General features: G+C 71.2%; 17 protein-coding genes. 12 read left to right on the top strand and 5 right to left on the bottom strand.

From position 1 onward, the window contains the following. Positions 1-24 precede the first annotated feature (24 nt). Both GTY67_RS00750 and GTY67_RS00745 read left to right on the top strand, forming a co-directional pair. The gene (locus tag GTY67_RS00750) at positions 25-2,403 is read left to right on the top strand and encodes a phosphoketolase family protein (RefSeq protein ID WP_161277409.1); all 2,379 of its coding nucleotides are present in this window, start codon (positions 25-27) and stop codon (positions 2,401-2,403) included. Positions 2,404-2,463: 60 nt separating this feature from the next. Continuing rightward, positions 2,464-3,423: a D-2-hydroxyacid dehydrogenase family protein gene (locus GTY67_RS00745; protein ID WP_161277407.1), complete on the top strand. Its 960-nt coding sequence runs from the start codon at positions 2,464-2,466 to the stop codon at positions 3,421-3,423. Between the two features lie 51 nt (positions 3,424-3,474). Here GTY67_RS00745 and GTY67_RS00740 read toward each other — a convergent pair whose 3' ends face one another. Beyond that, positions 3,475-4,590: a chemotaxis protein gene (locus GTY67_RS00740; protein ID WP_161277405.1), complete on the bottom strand. Its 1,116-nt coding sequence runs from the start codon at positions 4,588-4,590 to the stop codon at positions 3,475-3,477. Positions 4,591-4,778: 188 nt separating this feature from the next. On the opposite strand from GTY67_RS00740, the gene GTY67_RS00735 reads away from it, so the two are divergent. Continuing rightward, positions 4,779-5,375, top strand: coding sequence for a hypothetical protein (locus tag GTY67_RS00735; RefSeq protein ID WP_161277403.1), 597 nt, complete (start codon positions 4,779-4,781; stop codon positions 5,373-5,375). Between the two features lie 13 nt (positions 5,376-5,388). Continuing rightward, positions 5,389-6,741 carry a glutaminase A gene (glsA, locus tag GTY67_RS00730; protein ID WP_161277401.1) on the top strand — a complete coding sequence of 451 codons (1,353 nt, stop codon included), beginning with the start codon at positions 5,389-5,391 and terminating at the stop codon, positions 6,739-6,741. Between the two features lie 17 nt (positions 6,742-6,758). Here glsA and GTY67_RS00725 read toward each other — a convergent pair whose 3' ends face one another. Both GTY67_RS00725 and GTY67_RS00720 read right to left on the bottom strand, forming a co-directional pair. Then, entirely contained in the window at positions 6,759-7,580 is an 822-nt protein-coding gene (locus tag GTY67_RS00725) for an endonuclease (protein ID WP_093694375.1), read from the bottom strand. Between the two features lie 206 nt (positions 7,581-7,786). Continuing rightward, entirely contained in the window at positions 7,787-8,341 is a 555-nt protein-coding gene (locus tag GTY67_RS00720) for a GH25 family lysozyme (RefSeq protein WP_093694376.1), read from the bottom strand. A gap of 165 nt (positions 8,342-8,506) precedes the next feature. Between GTY67_RS00720 and GTY67_RS00715 the strand changes: the two genes are divergently transcribed. From GTY67_RS00715 to GTY67_RS00685, 7 genes are all read left to right on the top strand, one after another. Continuing rightward, positions 8,507-8,719: a hypothetical protein gene (locus GTY67_RS00715; RefSeq protein ID WP_093694377.1), complete on the top strand. Its 213-nt coding sequence runs from the start codon at positions 8,507-8,509 to the stop codon at positions 8,717-8,719. Between the two features lie 126 nt (positions 8,720-8,845). Then, a complete protein-coding gene (locus GTY67_RS00710) occupies positions 8,846-10,000 on the top strand; it encodes a methyltransferase (protein ID WP_161277399.1) in 1,155 nt (384 codons plus the stop codon). 100 nt (positions 10,001-10,100) lie between these two features. After that, entirely contained in the window at positions 10,101-11,279 is a 1,179-nt protein-coding gene (locus GTY67_RS00705) for an acyl-CoA dehydrogenase family protein (protein ID WP_161277398.1), read from the top strand. Between the two features lie 62 nt (positions 11,280-11,341). After that, entirely contained in the window at positions 11,342-11,956 is a 615-nt protein-coding gene (locus tag GTY67_RS00700) for an SMI1/KNR4 family protein (protein WP_093694380.1), read from the top strand. Positions 11,957-12,003: 47 nt separating this feature from the next. Beyond that, entirely contained in the window at positions 12,004-12,423 is a 420-nt protein-coding gene (locus GTY67_RS00695; RefSeq protein ID WP_161277396.1) for a helix-turn-helix transcriptional regulator, read from the top strand. A 10-nt stretch (positions 12,424-12,433) separates the two neighbouring features. Beyond that, entirely contained in the window at positions 12,434-12,850 is a 417-nt protein-coding gene (locus tag GTY67_RS00690; RefSeq protein ID WP_028417068.1) for a VOC family protein, read from the top strand. A 140-nt stretch (positions 12,851-12,990) separates the two neighbouring features. Continuing rightward, positions 12,991-15,384 (top strand): excinuclease ABC subunit UvrA, encoded by a 2,394-nt coding sequence (locus tag GTY67_RS00685; RefSeq protein WP_161277394.1) that lies wholly within the window; start codon positions 12,991-12,993, stop codon positions 15,382-15,384. 137 nt (positions 15,385-15,521) lie between these two features. On the opposite strand, the gene GTY67_RS00680 is transcribed toward GTY67_RS00685, so the two are convergent. Continuing rightward, on the bottom strand, positions 15,522-16,199 hold the full coding sequence (locus tag GTY67_RS00680) for a TetR family transcriptional regulator (protein ID WP_093694383.1): 678 nt from the start codon (positions 16,197-16,199) through the stop codon (positions 15,522-15,524). Between the two features lie 120 nt (positions 16,200-16,319). Here GTY67_RS00680 and GTY67_RS00675 point away from each other — a divergent pair, with 120 nt between their 5' ends. Beyond that, positions 16,320-17,246: an SDR family oxidoreductase gene (locus tag GTY67_RS00675; protein WP_161277393.1), complete on the top strand. Its 927-nt coding sequence runs from the start codon at positions 16,320-16,322 to the stop codon at positions 17,244-17,246. A 15-nt stretch (positions 17,247-17,261) separates the two neighbouring features. Here GTY67_RS00675 and GTY67_RS00670 read toward each other — a convergent pair whose 3' ends face one another. After that, positions 17,262-17,711 carry a hypothetical protein gene (locus GTY67_RS00670; RefSeq protein ID WP_161277392.1) on the bottom strand — a complete coding sequence of 150 codons (450 nt, stop codon included), beginning with the start codon at positions 17,709-17,711 and terminating at the stop codon, positions 17,262-17,264. Positions 17,712-17,720 lie beyond the last annotated feature (9 nt).

The following is a 17,720-nucleotide window of genomic DNA, read 5'->3' as shown; positions in this document are numbered from 1 at the left end:
TCATCCCACGAGGAGACCTGCTCCGTGAGCGACACCCACACCCCGCCCGCGCTGTCCGACGAGGAACTCGCCGCGCTGGACGCGCACTGGCGCGCTGCCAACTACCTCGCCGTCGGCCAGATCTACCTGATGGCCAACCCCCTGCTCACCCGGCCGCTCACCCCCGAGGACATCAAGCCGCGGCTGCTCGGCCACTGGGGCACCTCACCCGGGCTCAACCTCGTCCACACCCACCTCAACCGGGTCGTCAAGGACCGGGGGATCGAGGTGCTCTGTGTCTGGGGCCCCGGCCACGGCGGCCCGGCCGTCCTCGCCAACGCCTGGCTGGAGGGCAGCTACTCCGAGACCTATCCCGACGTACCCCGCACCACCGAGGGCATGGGCGTGCTCTTCAAGCAGTTCTCCTTCCCCGGCGGGGTGCCCAGCCATGTCGCCCCGGAGACCCCCGGCTCCATCCACGAGGGCGGCGAACTCGGCTACGCCCTCACCCACGCCTACGGCGCCGCCTTCGACCACCCGGACCTGCTGGTCACCTGCGTGATCGGGGACGGCGAGGCGGAGACGGGACCGCTCGCCGCGTCCTGGCACGGCAACAAGTTCCTCGACCCGGTCCACGACGGGGCCGTCCTGCCGGTCCTCCACCTCAACGGCTACAAGATCGCCAACCCGACGGTTCTGGCCCGGCTCCCCGAGGAGGAACTCGACCAGCTCCTGCGCGGCTACGGCCACGACCCGCTGTACGTCACCGGCGACGACCCGGCCACCGTCCACCGGGCGATGGCCGCCGCGATGGACACCGCCGTGGAACGGATCGCCGCCCACCAGCGGGCCGCCCGCGAGGAGGGCGTGACCGAGCGCCCCCGCTGGCCCATGATCGTGCTGCGCACCCCCAAGGGCTGGACCGGGCCCAAGGAGGTCGACGGCCTGCCCGTCGAGAACACCTGGCGCTCCCATCAGGTCCCGCTCTCCGGCGTCCGGGACAACCCGGAGCACCTGCGGCAGCTGGAGGCATGGCTGCGCTCCTACCGCCCCGAGGAGCTGTTCGACGCGGACGGCCGTCCCACCGAGCAGGTCCTCGCCTGCGTCCCCGAGGGCGCGGCGCGGCTCGGGTCGACCCCGTACGCCAACGGCGGCGTGCTCCTGCGCGACCTGCCGATCCCGGTCCTGGAGGACCACGCCGTACGGGTCGACAAGCCGGGCTCCGCCTCCCACTCGCCGACCCAGGTGCTCGGCGGACTCCTGGCGGACATCATGGCCGCGACCGCCGAACGCCGGGACTTCCGGGTGGTCGGCCCCGACGAGACCGCCTCCAACCGGCTCCAGGACCTCTACCGCTCCACCGGCAAGGCCTGGCAGGCCGAGACGCTGCCCACCGACGAACACCTCGCCCGCGACGGCCGGGTGATGGAGGTGCTCTCCGAACACCTCTGCCAGGGCTGGCTGGAGGGGTACCTCCTCACCGGGCGCCACGGCCTCTTCTCCAGTTACGAGGCGTTCGCCCACATCGTCGACTCGATGGTCAACCAGCACATCAAGTGGCTGCGCACCTCGCGCCGGCTGCCCTGGCGGCGCCCCATCGCCTCCCTCAACTACCTGCTCACCTCGCACGTCTGGCGCCAGGACCACAACGGCTTCTCGCACCAGGACCCCGGGTTCGTCGACCACATCCTGAACAAGAGCCCCGAGGTCGTACGGGTCTATCTGCCGCCGGACGCCAACACCCTGCTCTCGGTGGCCGACCACGCGCTCCGCAGCCGGGACTACGTCAACGTCATCGTGGCGGGCAAGCAGCCGACCTTCGACTGGCTCACGATGGAGGAGGCCCGCGCCCACTGCGCCCGTGGGGCCGGAGCGTGGGAGTGGGCCGGGACCGAGGACGGCACCCGCGAGCCGGACGTCGTGCTCGGCTGCGCCGGGGACGTCCCCACCCAGGAGGTCCTGGCCGCCGCCGACCTGCTCCGCCGCCATCTGCCGGAGCTGGCCGTACGCGTGGTCAACGTGGTCGACATCGCCCGGATGCTGCCGCACGAGGAGCACCCGCACGGGATGACGGACGCCGAGTACGACGCCCTCTTCACCGTCGACAAGCCGGTGATCTTCGCGTACCACGGCTATCCGTGGCTGGTCCACCGGCTCGCCTACCGCCGGGCGGGCCACGCCAACCTGCATGTGCGCGGCTACAAGGAGGAGGGCACCACGACCACGCCGTTCGACATGGTGGTCCGCAACGACCTGGACCGCTACCGGCTGGTCATGGACGTCATCGACCGGGTGCCGGGGCTCGGCGTCCGCGCGGTCGCCGTACGCCAGGCGATGGCCGATGTCCGCACCCGCCACCACGCCTGGATCCGCGAGCACGGCGTCGACCTGCCCGAGGTGGAGGAGTGGAGCTGGAGCGGCTGAGGCGGTTGGGGTGATCATGGGGGTGTCCACCTGACCCCCGCCCCGCAGGAGAGAGCCCATATGAAGCTGCGTTGCGCCGTGATCGAGGACTTCCAGTCCGCCGCCACCACCGTCGCCGACTGGTCGCCCGTCACCGCCGACGTCGATGTCGTCACCTTCACCGAGCACCTGGGCTCGGTGAAGGAAGTCACCGCCGCCCTCGCGGAGTTCGACATCGTCGTCACCCTGCGCGAACGGGTCCCCTTCCCGGCGGAGGTCTTCGCGCGGCTGCCCCGGCTCCGGCTGCTGATCGCCTCCGGCATGCGCAACTCCGTGATCGACTTCGCCGCCGCCGAGCAGCACGGCGTCACCGTCTGCGGCACCGCCAGCTCCTCCACCCCTCCGGTCGAACTCACCTGGGCCCTGCTGCTGGGCCTCGCCCGGTCCATCGTCCCGGAGGCCAACGGCCTTCGCGCGGACGGACCTTGGCAGTCCACCGTCGGCGCCGACCTGCACGGCCGGACGCTCGGCCTGCTGGGCCTGGGGAAGATCGGCAGCCGGGTCGCCCAGGTGGGCCGGGCCTTCGGCATGGAGGTGGTGGCCTGGAGCCAGAACCTCACGGAGGAACGTACGAAGGAGGTCGGCACCGCGCTCGCCGCGTCCAGGGAAGAGCTGCTGGAGGCCGCCGACTTCGTCTCCGTACACCTGGCGCTCAGCGAGCGCACCCGGGGGCTGATCGGCGCCGCCGAACTCGCCCGGATGCGCCCCACCGCCTATCTGGTCAACACCAGCCGGGCCGCCATCGTCGACCAGGACGCCCTGCTCGCGGCCCTGCACGCCGGGGCCATCGCGGGGGCCGGGATCGACGTGTTCGACACCGAACCCCTCCCGGCCGGCCACCCGATGCGCACCGCCCCACGGCTGCTGGCCACCCCGCACCTGGGGTATGTCTCGCGCGCCAACTACGCGACGTACTACGGCCAGGCGGTCGAGAACATCCGGGCGTTCCTCGACGGGGAGCCGGTCCGCCGCATCGGCTGAGGGCGCCTCCGTACGTCACGTACGGAGACGCCCTCGCAGGGTCCGATCCGGTCAGAACCTCAGCGCCGCCGCGATCCGCCCGTGCTCGGCCAGCGAATCGTCCTCGACGAACACCACATCGGCCCCGCCGTCCAGCGCCGCCTCGATCAGCTCGTCCACGATGTCCTCGCGGACCTCCGGGGCGTCCGACTGCGTGGTCCCCTCGGGGACCGGCTCCAGATGCCCGTCGGTCACCCGGACGGTGGCCTGGAAGTGCTCCTCCACCGCGATGAGCCCCACCCGGCCCTCCCGGACGGCGGCCCACACCTCGTCCAGCCCGCCCGCGAACGCGTGCCCGCTGCGGGCGTTGTCGAGGCGCCGCTCCACGTCGGCCGTGGCCTGCCGGGCCCCTTCCTCCAGCGCGGGCCGCAGCTCCTTGAGGACCTCGGCGGGCGGCAGGTCGGCCGGTGCGCCCTTGGCGACGCGCCCGACCGCCGCCTTCGACGCCTCGCCGACCTCGTCCAGCAGCGAGAGGGCGGGCGGCAGCCCCATCACGTACAGCGGGCGCGGGTCGGCGGCCAGCAGGGCACGCAGCTTCTCGTCGACGGTACGGAAGAAGTTCCGGGTGTCCTCGTCGGTGAACTTGCTCGGGGTGTCCCCGATCCGCTCCTCGCGCTGCGGGTTGGGCGGCTCCTTCGGCGCGGTCAGCGGGAACCCGCCCGTCTCCCGCACCTCGATGCCCCCGTCCGTGCCGTTCCACAGGGTGGCGTGGTCGGCGGCGACGGTGAGCGCCCAGTACGGACGGGCCTGGGCCTTGGCGGCGACGAGATTGCGGGTGAGGTAGCTGTCGCTGAGCACCACCCGTTCGGGCGCGGTGCGCGGCAGCTGCCAGATCTGGTGCTCATCGGCCGTGGCCAGGACGACCAGCGAGTCCAGGGCCCGGCGCGGGTCCACCTCGTCGACCGCCCGGTCCAGCTCGCCCTTGATGGCGGCGGCCGTTTCCCGGCTCACCTGCGGATCACCCTCCAGACGATGGACCGCCTCCGCCACCAGGTTGCGCAGCCGCACGGGGTCCTGGGCGTTGTCCGGGGCGGTGCGGTGCGTCGGCATGGTCAGGGACAGGGCCGGATAGGGCCGGGTCGCCCGCAGCTCCCGCAACAGGTCGGCGGTCAGGGCGTCCGTGTCCATCGTTCCCTCCCGGGGCTCGAACCCGCTCCCGTATGAAGCGGATGCTTCGACGAGTCAATTCATACCTTTTGATCCTAGTATGGGCGAGTTGGTGATCATCGGCTGTGGGAAGTGCGCGCGATGTCCACGCTCGCGGCCTCCTCCTTCCCGCTCGCCCTCTTCTCATCCCCCGATTGGACGGACCGTCCGTGACAGCGAACCTCCACCGCCGCAGGGCCCGTCTCCTGGTCCCTGCCGTGGCCGCCGCCCTGCTGGCCGCCACCACCGCGGCCTGCGACTCCGACACCAGCAGCGAGGGCACCTCCCGGAGCGTGCGGACGCTCACGCCGGAACACTCCGAGCACTCCGAGCACGCGGAGTCGTCCGGGTCCCCGCACGCCGAACCGGAGGGGTCGCCGTCCCAGGAGCAGAGCCCGCGCACCCAGCGGAGCTTCGCCGCCTCCGTCTCCGCCGAGTCCGAACGCGTCCGGCAGGAAGCCGCCAAGCGGCTCGAAGGGGTCGAGGGCCGGGGCAACGCGGTCGCCGACGTCTCGGTGAGCGGGCTGCCCGCCGCCGCGTCCGAGGAGGTTCGCAGCGCCCGCGTCCGGGTCACCAACCCCACGGACACAGCCGCCTTCTACGCGGTGAAGGTGGAGTTCGCCGACGAACAGGACAAGGTCCTCGACACGGTGGTCGTCGGGGTGGAGGACGCCCCGCCGAACCGTACGGTCGACGTCCAGGCCAACAGCCGCAAGGCCGCCGGGGTGAAGACCTTCCCCCGGGTCGCCCAGGCCGAGCGCGGTTGAGGAGGAGACGGAGATGAGTGCTTCCGACGCGGTGACCGACTCGCTCAACAAGCTGCGCGCCGAATACCGGGACCTGCCCGGCGGCCGGCCCGCCGACTACATCCCGCAGCTGGGGCTCGCCGACCCCGAAGCCTTCGGACTGGCCCTGGTCAGCATGGACGGCCACTGCTACAGCGCGGGCGAGGCCGACGTGCCCTTCACCATCCAGTCGGTCTCCAAACCGTTCATCTACGCCCTCGCCCTCTCCGTCCTCGGTCTGGACGAGGTGAGCCGGTGGGTGGGCGCCGAGCCGAGCGGCGACGCGTTCAACGCGATCAGCCTCGAACCCGGCACCGGCCGCCCCGCCAACGCGATGGTCAACGCCGGGGCCATCGTCACCACGGCCCTGATCCCCGACGCCCCCGACGAACCCGCCTTCGAGCGCATCCTGCACTGCCTCGGCCGCTTCGCCGGACGCGAACTGGACGTGGACGAGGAGGTGTTCACCTCGGAGTCCATGACCGGGGACCGCAACCGGGCGCTCGCCTATCTGATCCGTTCCACCGGCACCATGCCCGTCGACCCGGTGCTCGCGGTGGACCGGTACTTCCGCCAGTGCGCGGTACGCGTCACCGCCCTCGACCTCGCGACGATGGCCGCGACCCTCGCGTACGGCGGGTTCAACCCCGTCACGCGGGAGCAGGTCGTCTCGGCGGAGGTCACCGCCCGGGTGCTCGCCGTGATGGCCACCTGCGGGATGTACGACGGTTCGGGGGACTGGCTGCTGCGGATCGGGCTGCCCGCCAAGAGCGGGGTCTCCGGCGGCCTCATCGCGGTCGGCCCGGCCCGCTTCGGTCTCGCCACCTACAGCCCGCCGCTGGACACCGCCGGCAATTCGGTACGCGGCCAGGCGGCGCTCCGCGCGCTCTCGGAGCGGTACGGGCTCCACCTGATGCTCAACCCCGCGCTGCCCGGCTCCACCGTCAGCCTGGTCACCACCGCCGACGACCTGCCCACCGCGCCCTCCGCCGATCACGAGCGGGTCCTGCACGAGCAGGTCGGCGTGGTCGCCGCGCAGGGGTCCATCGACTTCACGGCCGCCGAGCGCGTGCTGTACGCCCTGGACGAGTCGGGGCCGGACCAGGAGAGCCCTGTCGTGCTCGACCTGCACGACGTCACCGCCGTCGACTCCGTCGGCCTGGGGATGCTGCACACGGGGCTGGCCCGGCTCTCCGCCGACGGCCGGCGCGTCGCGATCGTCGACCCGCGCGACCTGCTGGGCCCGCCGGACGTCGTGAGGGAGGGCATCGGCCAGGACCTGCCGCGCTACGCGACCCGGGAGGCCGCGGTGGAGGGAAGCGCGAAGGCCCTGGCCGGGGAGGGATGACCCTCCCGGGCTCGGAGCTACCAGATGGCTCCGACCCACTCGGGGTGGTCGATGAACGGGTTCCGGTTGTGCTGGAACTGCTCGAATATGACGTCGTTGCGCCGCTTCTCGAAGGCGTCCGGCGGGTCCTCCTGGCTCCACTGCTTCAGCACGGAGAGCTTGCCCATCTTCGGGGCGGAGCCGTTGTCCACCTGGTCGTTGGGTTCGAGGTCGGCGAAGGAGTCGTCGCCCTCGTAGCGCACGGCCATGTAGAGGATCATGCGGGCGACGTCGCCCTTGACCGCGTCGCGCGGTTCGAAGGAGTCGCCGTCGGTGAAGTTGCCGGGCGCCTCGCCCAGTTCGCTGCCGCCGTTGTCGAAGTCCTTGTTGCCCCGGGCGGAGTTGACCGAGACGTCCTCGGGCCGCAGATGGTGGATGTCGGTGCCCGGGCCCGTGGCCGTACCGAAGTCGCCGTGCGACTTGGCCCAGACGTGCTCGCGGTTCCACTGGTCGGCGTTGCCGCCGTTGTCGTTCTTGGACTGGGAGCGGCCGGTGTAGAGGAGGATCACGTTGGAGGAGTTGGCGGGGTCCTCGTCGGTGGCCTTGAGCGCGTCCCACACCTGGCTGTAGGAGAGCTTGGTCTGGTCGCTGATGATCGTGTGCAGGGCGGCCTTGAGCTCGGTGCCGGTCTTGCCGAGGGCGTCCTGGTAGTACGTGTCGTCGAGTGCGGCGGCGAGGGTGGCGGGGCGGTCGGGCGGGGTGTCGGCGGCGGGCGCGGCTGCCGCGGTGCCGGCGAGTACGGCGACGGCGGCCGCGGTGGCCAGCAGTGGACGCGCGTAGAGCGAAGGGCGACGGGACATGTGGGGTGTCCTCTCGGAACGCGGGCACCACGACACCGGCCCCGGGTCGGGGCGCTCGTCGGGGTGACCGTGCGATGTCTGGTACGCGGGAGCCTTCCACACGCACCGTGGCTCGCGTGTGAACGCTGTGTACCTATCATGTGCAGGTCAAGATTGGGCCTGGTCGGGCCCCTGGAACGGGAACGTTCCGGGGCCCCGGAAGGCCGTTATCCGGCGGTGGCCCAGTCGCGCAGGGCCCTGACAGAGTCGAAGTCGGCGACGTTCTTGTCGAGGGGGTCGTCGGTGTACTGATGGATCCGCCAGGACGCCTCGATCCGCGGCTTTCCGGCCGAGACGTAGTCCGCGATCCACAGCCCGTCGCCCGCGTAGTCGCTGGTGTCGTGGGTGCGCCAGAAGGCCCGGTTGCAGTAGAGGAGGACCCGGTGGCCGGGCCGCTCCCGCTTCACCTCACGGATGAAGCGGTCCTTCTCCGCGCTGCTCGCGCGCGTCCCGCCGCCGGTCTGCTCCCAGTCGACGGCGAGCAGATCGCCCTCCTTCTCCGGCGTCTTGTCGAGGAAGTACGCCACCTGGTCCTTGACGTCCCCCGGCCAGAGGAAGTGGTAGAAGCCGACGACGCACTCGGCGTCCCGGGCCCGCTTCACCTGGGCGTCGAGACGTGGATTGACATAGCTGCGGCCCTCGGTGGACTTGATGAAGACGAAATCGATGCCGTCCGTGTCGTAGGAGGGCTGATAGGCGCTGACGTCGACGCCGTGGAGCATGGGCACCGCCTCAAGAGGTGAGAACCGACATTCCGGTTCTGCCCACTCCTCGTACGGCCCAATGACCGGTTCACTCTCCCGAGTGGCCCACCGGCCTCGAACCCCCTCGGATGCGGCCCGGCCCGAGCGGCGCGAGAATTGCCGCAAGGACGAGGAGGAGGCGGCATGAGCGAAGACCCCGAATCCGTATCCGCGGCCGCGCCCGAGGCGTCGGGCGTCACCCCCGACCGGCTCCTGCACACGGGCGCGAGCGACAGGCCGAGCGCGGAGGACGTGGTGCTCGCCTCCGGGCGGGACCTGACACCCGAGACCCTGGAGTGGGCGCGGCGCAAGCTGGCCGACGAGGGGCGCTCCGCCCTCGACAGACAGCTGCCCTGACGGAGCCCGCGGACCCGCCCGAGGCCCGGCGGCAGAGCCTCGGCGGGCCGGGAGCCAGGGCGATACGGCCGAGGGACCGGGGAGCGTGTGGGGCGCCCCCGGTTCCTCGGTTAGCCTGAGTGACATATGAACCGTTTGACGACCTCACAGGGCACTTTCGAGCTCGCCCGCTTCCCCGAGCACCCCAGCGACCCCTTCCGGGCCTGGGACGCCGCCGACGAATACCTGCTCCGCCAGCTGACGGATCCCGAGACGGGGCCCGTCGACCTCACGGGCACGGTCGCCGTCGTGGGGGACCGGTGGGGTGCCCTGGCCACCGCGCTGGCCGCCCACCGCCCCGTCCAGATCGGCGACTCCTACCTGGCCCGGCGCGCCACCCAGGCCAACCTGGAGCGCAACGGCCTGGACCCGGACGCCGTGACGCTGCTGTCCTCGCGCGACACTCCGCCGGACCGGATCGACGTACTGCTGGTCCGGGTGCCCAAGTCCCTGGCCTTCCTGGAGGACCAACTCCAGCGGATCGCCCCCGCGCTCCACGCGGGCACGGTCGTCATCGGCACCGGCATGGTCAAGGAGATCCACACCTCGACCCTCAAGCTCTTCGAGCGGATCGTCGGACCGACCCGCACCTCCCTCGCGGTGCGCAAGGCGCGGCTCATCTTCAGCACCCCGGACCTGGAGCTGCCGCGTACGCCGAGCCCCTGGCCGTACCGCTACGAGCTGCCCGGCGACGTGGGCCCCGTCTCCGGCCGCACCACCGTCAACCACGCCGGGATCTTCTGCGCCGAGCGCCTGGACGTCGGCACCCGGTTCTTCCTGAAGCACCTGCCCACCCGCGGCGGATCCGTCGAGGTCGCCGACCTGGGCTGCGGCAACGGCGTCCTCGGCCTCTCCGCAGCGCTCGCCAACCCCGACGCGCACATCACGTTCGTCGACGAGTCGTACGGGGCCGTCGCCTCCGCCGAAGAGACGTTCCGCCTGGGTGCGCCGCAGGGCGCGAAGGCGGACTTCCTGGTGGGTGACGGACTTTCGGACATCGCCCCGGGCAGCCTGGACCTGGTGCTGAACAACCCGCCGTTCCACTCCCACATGGCGACGACCGACGCCACCGCCCGCACGATGTTCGTCAGCGCGCGCACGGCGCTGCGGCAGGGCGGCGAACTCTGGGTGGTGGGCAACCGGCACCTCTCGTACCACACCCACCTGCGCCGGATCTTCGGCAACTGCACGACGGTCGCGGGCGACGCGAAGTTCGTGGTCCTGCGCGCGGTGAAGCGCTGACCCGAACGGCAGCGCGACGGCCCTTCCGGATTCTTGCAACACGTTCTACTGTGTGCGCCGCCGCACACGGGCGACGCAGCCGCGAGAATCCGGAGGGGCCGTGCACCTCGAATACACGCCTGAGCAAGAGCAGTTGCGCACCGAACTGCGTACGTACTTCGCCGGTCTGGTCCCCGACAACGCCTACGCCCGCTACGCGGAACCCGCCGCGCAGAAGCGCTTCTACCGCGAGACGATCCGCCGGCTCGGCACCGACGGCTGGCTGGGCGTGGGCTGGCCGAAGGAGTACGGCGGCCGGGGGCTCACCCCGATGGAACAGTTCATCTTCTTCGACGAGGCGGCCCAGGCGGGCGTACCGCTGCCGCTGATGGCGCTGAACACGGTCGGGCCCACGATCATGCAGTTCGGCACCGACGAGCAGAAGGCGTACTTCCTGCCGAAGATCCTCGCCGGGGAGATCGACTTCGCGATCGGCTACAGCGAACCGGACGCGGGCACCGACCTCGCCGCCCTCAAGACCCGTGCGGTCCGCGACGGGGACGCGTACGTCGTCAACGGCCAGAAGATCTGGACCACCAACGGCGACACCGCCGACTGGGTCTGGCTCGCCGTCCGCACCGACCCCGGCGCCCCGCCCCACAAGGGCATCACCATGCTCCTGGTCCCCACCAGCGACCCCGGCTACTCCTGCACCCTGATCAACACGCTCGCCTCGCACGACACGACGGCCAGCTACTACGAGAACGTCACCGTCCCCCTCACCCACCGCGTCGGCGAGGAGAACAAGGGCTGGCGGCTCATCACCAACCAGCTCAACCACGAACGCGTCACCCTCGCCGCCCACGGCACCATGGCGGTCCGCGCCCTGCACAACGTCCAGCGCTGGGCCACCGAAACCAAGCTCACCGACGGCCGCCGCGTCATCGACCTCCCCTGGGTCCGCACCCGCCTGGCCCGCACCCACACCCGCCTGGACGCCATGAAACTGCTCAACTGGCAGATGGTCTCGGCCCTCCAGAACGCCACTCTCACCCCCCAGGACGCCTCCGCGGTCAAGGTCTACGGCTCCGAGGCCCGCCGCGACGCCTATGCCTGGCTGATGGAGATCGCCGGCTCGGCGGGCCCTCTGAAGGAGGGCTCGGCCGGTGCGGTCCTCCACGGCGAACTGGAACGCGGCTACCGGTCGGCGGTCATCTTCACCTTCGGCGGCGGCAACAACGAGATCCAGCGCGAGATCATCTCCTGGATCGGGCTGGGGATGCCTCGGGTGCGGCGGTGACACCGGCTGCCAGCCGCCCGTAGGCCCGGGTGGCGGCGGCGTTGTCATAGGTGCCTGGCACCATGAGCCGCATGAGTGAGACAACTGGGGCCGACGAAAGTGAAGTTGCCGCTGTTCTGACCACGCCGGAGGAGTGGCGTGGCTTTCTTCAGCGATACGACGAGCGATACATGCAACACCGTGCCTCCGACCGGGAGCTGATCGGTCTCCTGGATGAGGGCCAACTGGAGGTGCTGGAGGAAGAGGGGCGGCTCGAGCCGTGGCTGGGTGAGGCACCGGCCCGGGAAGAGGACCTGGCGGCCGCCGAGGAGCGGCTCGGGGTGCGGTTCCCTCCGAGCCTCAGAGCATTCTTCCTGGCCAGCGACGGGTGGAAGCGCGTGGAGGGGTGGGTGGATCTCGTACATCCGTGCGGCAGCGTCTCGTGGATGCGGGACGGCGATGACGGCGGGAGCGTGATCGAGGTCTACGACGAGATACCTGACAACGACGATTATGTTCGGCTGTTCCGCCGGTCCGTCGAGGTCGCCCGCGGGGAGGACTACTGGTTGCTCGATCCCACCGACACCGGGCCGGACGGCGAGTGGGCCGCTTATCTGTTCGCGCCGAAGTACGGCGATCTGAGGGAGTTCCCGAACTTCTCCGCGCTGTTCCACGACGGGTACGACGACATGGACTGACCGGCGCCCGGCCGGTCAACGCGAGCCCTGCGTGGGAGAATGGCCCGGTGACGCTGGAGGACCTCGTCCGGCTGCGCCGGGCCCGTGACCGGATGGACCGCGAGTACGCGGAGCCGCTGGACGTGCCGGCGCTGGCGCGGGGTGCGCTCATGTCGCCGGGCCACTTCTCCCGCAGTTTCCGGGCCGCGTACGGCGAGAGCCCGTACAGCTACCTCATGACCCGCCGGATCGAACGGGCCAAGGCGCTGCTGCGCCGCGGCGACCTGTCGGTGACGGAGGTCTGCTTCGCGGTCGGATGTACGTCGCTGGGGTCCTTCAGCTCCCGCTTCACCGAGCTGGTCGGCGAGAGCCCCAGCGCCTACCGGGCGCGCTCGCACGAGGACGGTGCCGCCATCCCGGCCTGTGTCGCCAAGATCCAGACGCGACCGGTCAGGAATGGAGAAGCGAAACCACCACCCCGTCCGTAGCGTGAAGCACATGGAAATCAAGCTCGCACAGACCTTCATCGCCGTCGACGACCACGACAAGGCGCTCACCTTCTACCGGGACGTTCTCGGCCTGGAGGTACGCAACGACGTCGGGTTCGAGGGGATGCGCTGGGTGACCGTCGGCTCCCCGGCGCAGCCGGACGTGGAGATCGTGCTCGAACCGCCGCTCGCCGACCCCAACGCCCCGGCCGCCGACAAGCAGGCCATGGCCGAGCTGCTCGCCAAGGGGCTGCTGCGCGGCGTCATCTTCTCCACCGACGACGTCGACGCCACCTTCGAACGCATCCGCGCCGCGGGCGGCGAGGTGCTCCAGGAGCCGATCGACCAGCCGTACGGCGTCCGCGACTGCGCCTTCCGCGACCCGGCCGGCAACATGCTGCGCTTCAACCAGCCGCGCAAGGGCTGAAGCCCGCCGGGGGACCGGTGCCGCCGCCGGGAGGGACCGGGGCGGCGAGAATGGAACGTGCTGTTCGAAGTGAGTGGGACCGAGCCGGGGCCGCCGCAGGCGTGCGTGAGCGGCGGCCCCGCGCAACAGATGGAGAGACGATGAGCAAGGCCGAGAGAACCGGACCGCGGGCGTCCGCGCAGCCGGTCGCCGACAGCCACGAAGTGATCCGCGTGCACGGGGCGCGCGAGAACAACCTCAAGGATGTCGACATCGAGATCCCGAAGCGCCGGCTGACGGTGTTCACCGGGGTCTCCGGCTCCGGCAAGAGTTCTCTGGTGTTCAACACGATCGCCGCGGAGTCCCAGCGGCTGATCAACGAGACCTACAGCGCCTTCGTCCAGGGCTTCATGCCGACGCAGGCCCGCCCCGAGGTCGACGTACTCGAAGGGCTCACGACGGCGATCATCGTCGACCAGCAGCGGCTGGGCGCCGACCCCCGCTCCACCGTCGGCACCGCCACCGACGCCAACGCGATGCTCCGCATCCTCTTCAGCCGGCTCGGCAAGCCCCACATCGGCTCGCCCAACGCGTTCTCCTTCAACGTGGCCTCGGTGAAGGCGAGCGGTGCGATCACGGTCCAGCGCGGTGCCGGGACGAAGACGGAGAAGCAGACCTTCACCCGTACCGGCGGCATGTGCGTCCGCTGCGAGGGCCGGGGCACGGTCTCCGACATCGACCTCACCCAGCTGTACGACGACACCAAGTCGATCGCGGAGGGCGCGTTCACCATCCCCGGCTGGAAGTCCGACAGCTGGTGGACCGTGCGGACCTACGCCGAGTCCGGCTTCCTCGACCCGGACAAGCCGATCCGCAAGTACACCAAGAAGGAGATGCAGGACTTCCTCTACCGGGAGCCCACCAAGGTGAAGGTCGAGGGCGTCAACCTCACCTTCGAGGGACTCATCCCCAAGATCCAGAAGTCGTTCCTCTCCAAGGACAAGGAGGCGATGCAGCCGCACATCCGCGCCTTCGTGGAGCGCGCCGTCACCTTCACCACCTGTCCCGAGTGCGAGGGCACCCGGCTCAGCGAGGGCGCCCGGTCCTCGAGGATCAAGAAGATCAACATCGCCGACGCCTGCGCGATGCAGATCAGCGACCTGGCCGACTGGGTGCGCGAGCTGGACGAGCCCTCGGTGGCACCGCTGCTCACCGCACTGCTGGGGACCCTCGAATCGTTCGTGGAGATCGGCCTCGGCTACCTCTCGCTGGACCGGCCCTCGGGCACGCTGTCGGGCGGTGAGGCGCAGCGCGTCAAGATGATCCGCCACCTCGGCTCCTCGCTCACCGATGTCACGTACGTCTTCGACGAGCCCACCATCGGTCTGCACCCGCACGACATCCAGCGGATGAACGACCTGCTGCTACGGCTGCGCGACAAGGGCAACACGGTGCTCGTCGTGGAGCACAAGCCGGAGGCCATCGCCATCGCCGACCACGTCGTCGACCTCGGCCCCGGCGCCGGCAGCGCGGGCGGCACCGTCTGCTTCGAGGGCACGGTGGAAGGGCTGCGGGCCGGAGGCACCCTCACCGGCCGCCACCTCGACGACCGGGCCGTCCTCAAGGAGAAGGTCCGCACGCCCTCCGGCACGCTGGAGATCCGCGGCGCCTCCGCGCACAACCTGCGGGACGTCGACGTCGACATCCCGCTCGGGGTGCTCTGCGTGGTCACCGGGGTCGCGGGTTCCGGCAAGAGTTCGCTCATCCACGGGTCGATCCCGGCGGGTGAGGATGTCGTCTCCATCGACCAGACCGCGATCCGCGGCTCGCGGCGCAGCAACCCGGCCACGTACACCGGGCTCCTCGAACCCATCCGCAAGGCGTTCGCCAAGGCCAACGGCGTGAAGCCCGCCCTGTTCAGCGCCAACTCCGAAGGCGCCTGCCCCACCTGCAAGGGCGCCGGGGTCATCTACACCGACTTGGCGATGATGGCGGGCATCGCCACGGTCTGCGAGGAGTGCGAGGGCAAGCGGTTCGAGGCCTCGGTACTCGACCACCACCTCGGCGGCCGCGACATCAGCGAGGTGCTCGCGATGTCGGTGGACGAGGCCGAGACGTTCTTCGCCGAGGGGGAGGCCCGCACCCCCGCCGCGCACAAGATCCTCACCCGCCTCTCCGACGTGGGGCTCGGCTACCTCAGCCTCGGCCAGCCGCTCACCACGCTCTCCGGCGGTGAGCGCCAGCGGCTGAAGCTGGCCACCCACATGGGTGAGAAGGGCGGTGTGTACGTCCTCGACGAGCCGACCACCGGTCTGCATCTGGCCGACGTGGAGCAACTGCTCGGGCTGCTGGACCGGCTGGTGGAGTCCGGAAAGTCGGTGATCGTCATCGAGCACCACCAGGCGGTCATGGCGCACGCCGACTGGATCATCGACCTCGGCCCCGGCGCGGGCCACGACGGCGGCCGGATCGTCTTCGAGGGCACCCCGGCCGACCTGGTCGCCGACCGCTCCACCCTCACGGGGGAGCATCTGGCGGCTTACGTGGGGGGCTGAGGGGAGCGTCGTACGTCGTACGGGGCCCGGGGGAAAGGGTGCCCCCCGGGCCCCGTACGACGGCCCGGCCCCGGTGTGCCATGGCGCGGGTGCGTCGCGGACCCGGCCCCGTAACCCTGCGGCCTGCCGCCCCCCGCTCACCCCCGCGCCAGCACCCCCGCCAGCAGCACCTGGAGCATCTCGCGCAGCGTGGCCGTGAAGTCCAGCCGCAGCGCCGCCAGTTCCGGGTCGGCCTCATAGGCGGCCAGCATCGCCGCCGACGGCTGGGCATGGGTCCAGACCGCCCCCGTCACCAGCAGTGTTCCGGCCGCCACACGGCCCGCGTGGTGGGCGTCCAGCTCGGGTACGTGCTCCCCGATGAGGCGCCCCAGCTCCATCACGTTCGCGATGGCCGCGCGCTTGTACTGGGCCGCCACCTCCGCCGACACATTCCGCTCCAGCACCGCGGCCTGGGCGCTGATCAGGTCGCAGAGCACCGGCCGCGCGGAGAGCGAGTCGGCCAGGACGGCGGCCACCCGGTCGGCCCGCTCGGCGACCGGTGCTCCGGCCTCCACCGCCGCCGCCAACTCCTCCTCCAGGCCCGCCAGCCAGTCGCGCTGCGCGCTGCCCAGCAGCTCCAGCAGGACGGCCTCGCGCGATTCGAAGTACCGCAGCACGTTCGACTTCGCCAGGCCCACCCGGCGGCTCAGTTCGTTCAGGCTCACCTGCGCCACGGGCAGCTCGGTGAGCATCGCCGCCGCGGTGTCGAGGATCGCCTGCCGGCGTACGGCGCGCTGCTCCTCGCTGCGGGCGCGCCGGAAGGGCGTCTCTGTCATGCCACCACCCTACAGACCCTCGGTCTGTTGTTATCGGACCGGCGGTCTGCTAGCTTCGAAGGGGCAACGGACCGCCGGTCTCTTAATGGGAGGCCCGGCCTGCCGACGAAGGAGCCCGCCATGTATGCCGTGCCCGACCTGACCGGAAAACTCGCCGTCGTCACCGGCGCCAACAGCGGCACCGGCAAGGAGGCCGCCCGCCGTCTCGCCGGAGCCGGCGCCCATGTCGTCCTGGCCGTCCGCACCCCCGCCAAGGGCGAGCGGGCCCGCACCGAGATCCTGGCCGACCACCCCGGCGCCCGGATCGAGGTCCGCCGCGTCGACCTCGCCGACCTCGCCTCCGTCGAAGCGTTCGCGGACGGGCTGACCGCCGACGGAACGCCCCTCGACCTGCTGCTCAACAACGCCGGAGTGATGGCCCCGCCCACGCGGATGACCACGGCCGACGGCTTCGAGCTCCAGTTCGGCAGCAACTTCCTCGGGCCGTTCGCCCTCACCGTCCGCCTGCTCCCGCTCCTCCTGGCCGCCCCCGCGCCCCGGGTCGCCACGATGAGCAGCGGAACCGCCAACTACGGCCGGATCCACTTCGACGACCTCCAGTGGGAGCGCCGCCGCTACAGCCCCAACCTGAGCTACGCGCAGTCCAAGCTCGCCGACCTCATGCTCACCCGCCGGCTGGCCGACACCGCCGCCGAGCGCGGCTGGAACCTGCTCAGCACCGGCGCCCACCCCGGCTACACCCGCACCAACCTCCAGACGGCGGGCGCGAGCCTGGGGCGCGACAAGCCCAAGCGCTCCCTGCTCAACTCGTTCACCGTGCTGCCCTCCCAACTCCCCGAGCAGGGCGCGGAACCGCTGCTGTACGCGGCGGCCGACCCCGGGGCCGTCCCCGGCGGCTACTACGGACCCGGCGGCCGCTTCGGACTCGTCGGCCCGACCGCCCCGGCACGCATCACCCGCCGCGCCCTCGACCCCGCCGCAACCGCCCGGCTCTGGGCCGCCGCCGAACGGCTGACGGGGGTTTCCCTGCCCGCCACCGCGGCCTGAGGCCCCGGGCCTGGCTCAGGACGGCCGGTCGCGGTTGAGCCACGACGGGACCTCGGGAACATCCGCGTCCCACGCCCGCGAAGGCTCCGGCGCAGGCCGCACAGCGCGCCGCCGCACAGGCGCAGGCGGCTGTACGGGCTCCGGCTCCGGCTCCGGTTCGGCGACGGCCGGAGGCGCGGGCACCGGCGCCGCGCTGTCGTAGAGCTCCTCGATCACCGTGAACCGGCAGTGGAAGCTCTGCCAGGCCCCGTCCAGCACCAGCACGAACCCGTCGCGCTCCCGGTAGAGCCTCCGCCGCTTCGGACTGGCCGGATGCACCGGCCGGTACACCTCGGCCCGCTGCCGCAAGGCCTCCAGCGCCTCCTCGCGCGTGCCGTCCACATGGTCCAGGACATCGGCCGACCAGACCCGGCGCTGGCCGCCGAGTCCGAGGTTCTGCTCCACCAGCAGCCCCCATCTGGGCATGGTTCCCCG

Source organism: Streptomyces sp. SID8374 (assembly GCF_009865135.1).
GTDB lineage: Bacteria > Actinomycetota > Actinomycetes > Streptomycetales > Streptomycetaceae > Streptomyces.
The sequence above is the reverse complement of the archived record's forward strand: the minus strand, read 5'-3'. Positions and strand labels throughout refer to the sequence as shown.

Coding starts and splice junctions, on each gene's coding strand:
- GTY67_RS00745 (WP_161277407.1), top strand. CDS start 2,464: ATGAAGCTGCGTTGCGCCGTGATCGAGGACTTCCAGTCCGCCGCCACC.
- GTY67_RS00740 (WP_161277405.1), bottom strand. CDS start 4,590: ATGGACACGGACGCCCTGACCGCCGACCTGTTGCGGGAGCTGCGGGCG.
- glsA (WP_161277401.1), top strand. CDS start 5,389: ATGAGTGCTTCCGACGCGGTGACCGACTCGCTCAACAAGCTGCGCGCC.
- GTY67_RS00725 (WP_093694375.1), bottom strand. CDS start 7,580: ATGTCCCGTCGCCCTTCGCTCTACGCGCGTCCACTGCTGGCCACCGCG.
- GTY67_RS00720 (WP_093694376.1), bottom strand. CDS start 8,341: ATGCTCCACGGCGTCGACGTCAGCGCCTATCAGCCCTCCTACGACACG.
- GTY67_RS00715 (WP_093694377.1), top strand. CDS start 8,507: ATGAGCGAAGACCCCGAATCCGTATCCGCGGCCGCGCCCGAGGCGTCG.
- GTY67_RS00710 (WP_161277399.1), top strand. CDS start 8,846: ATGAACCGTTTGACGACCTCACAGGGCACTTTCGAGCTCGCCCGCTTC.
- GTY67_RS00700 (WP_093694380.1), top strand. CDS start 11,342: ATGAGCCGCATGAGTGAGACAACTGGGGCCGACGAAAGTGAAGTTGCC.
- GTY67_RS00690 (WP_028417068.1), top strand. CDS start 12,434: ATGGAAATCAAGCTCGCACAGACCTTCATCGCCGTCGACGACCACGAC.
- GTY67_RS00685 (WP_161277394.1), top strand. CDS start 12,991: ATGAGCAAGGCCGAGAGAACCGGACCGCGGGCGTCCGCGCAGCCGGTC.
- GTY67_RS00680 (WP_093694383.1), bottom strand. CDS start 16,199: ATGACAGAGACGCCCTTCCGGCGCGCCCGCAGCGAGGAGCAGCGCGCC.
- GTY67_RS00675 (WP_161277393.1), top strand. CDS start 16,320: ATGTATGCCGTGCCCGACCTGACCGGAAAACTCGCCGTCGTCACCGGC.
- GTY67_RS00670 (WP_161277392.1), bottom strand. CDS start 17,711: ATGCCCAGATGGGGGCTGCTGGTGGAGCAGAACCTCGGACTCGGCGGC.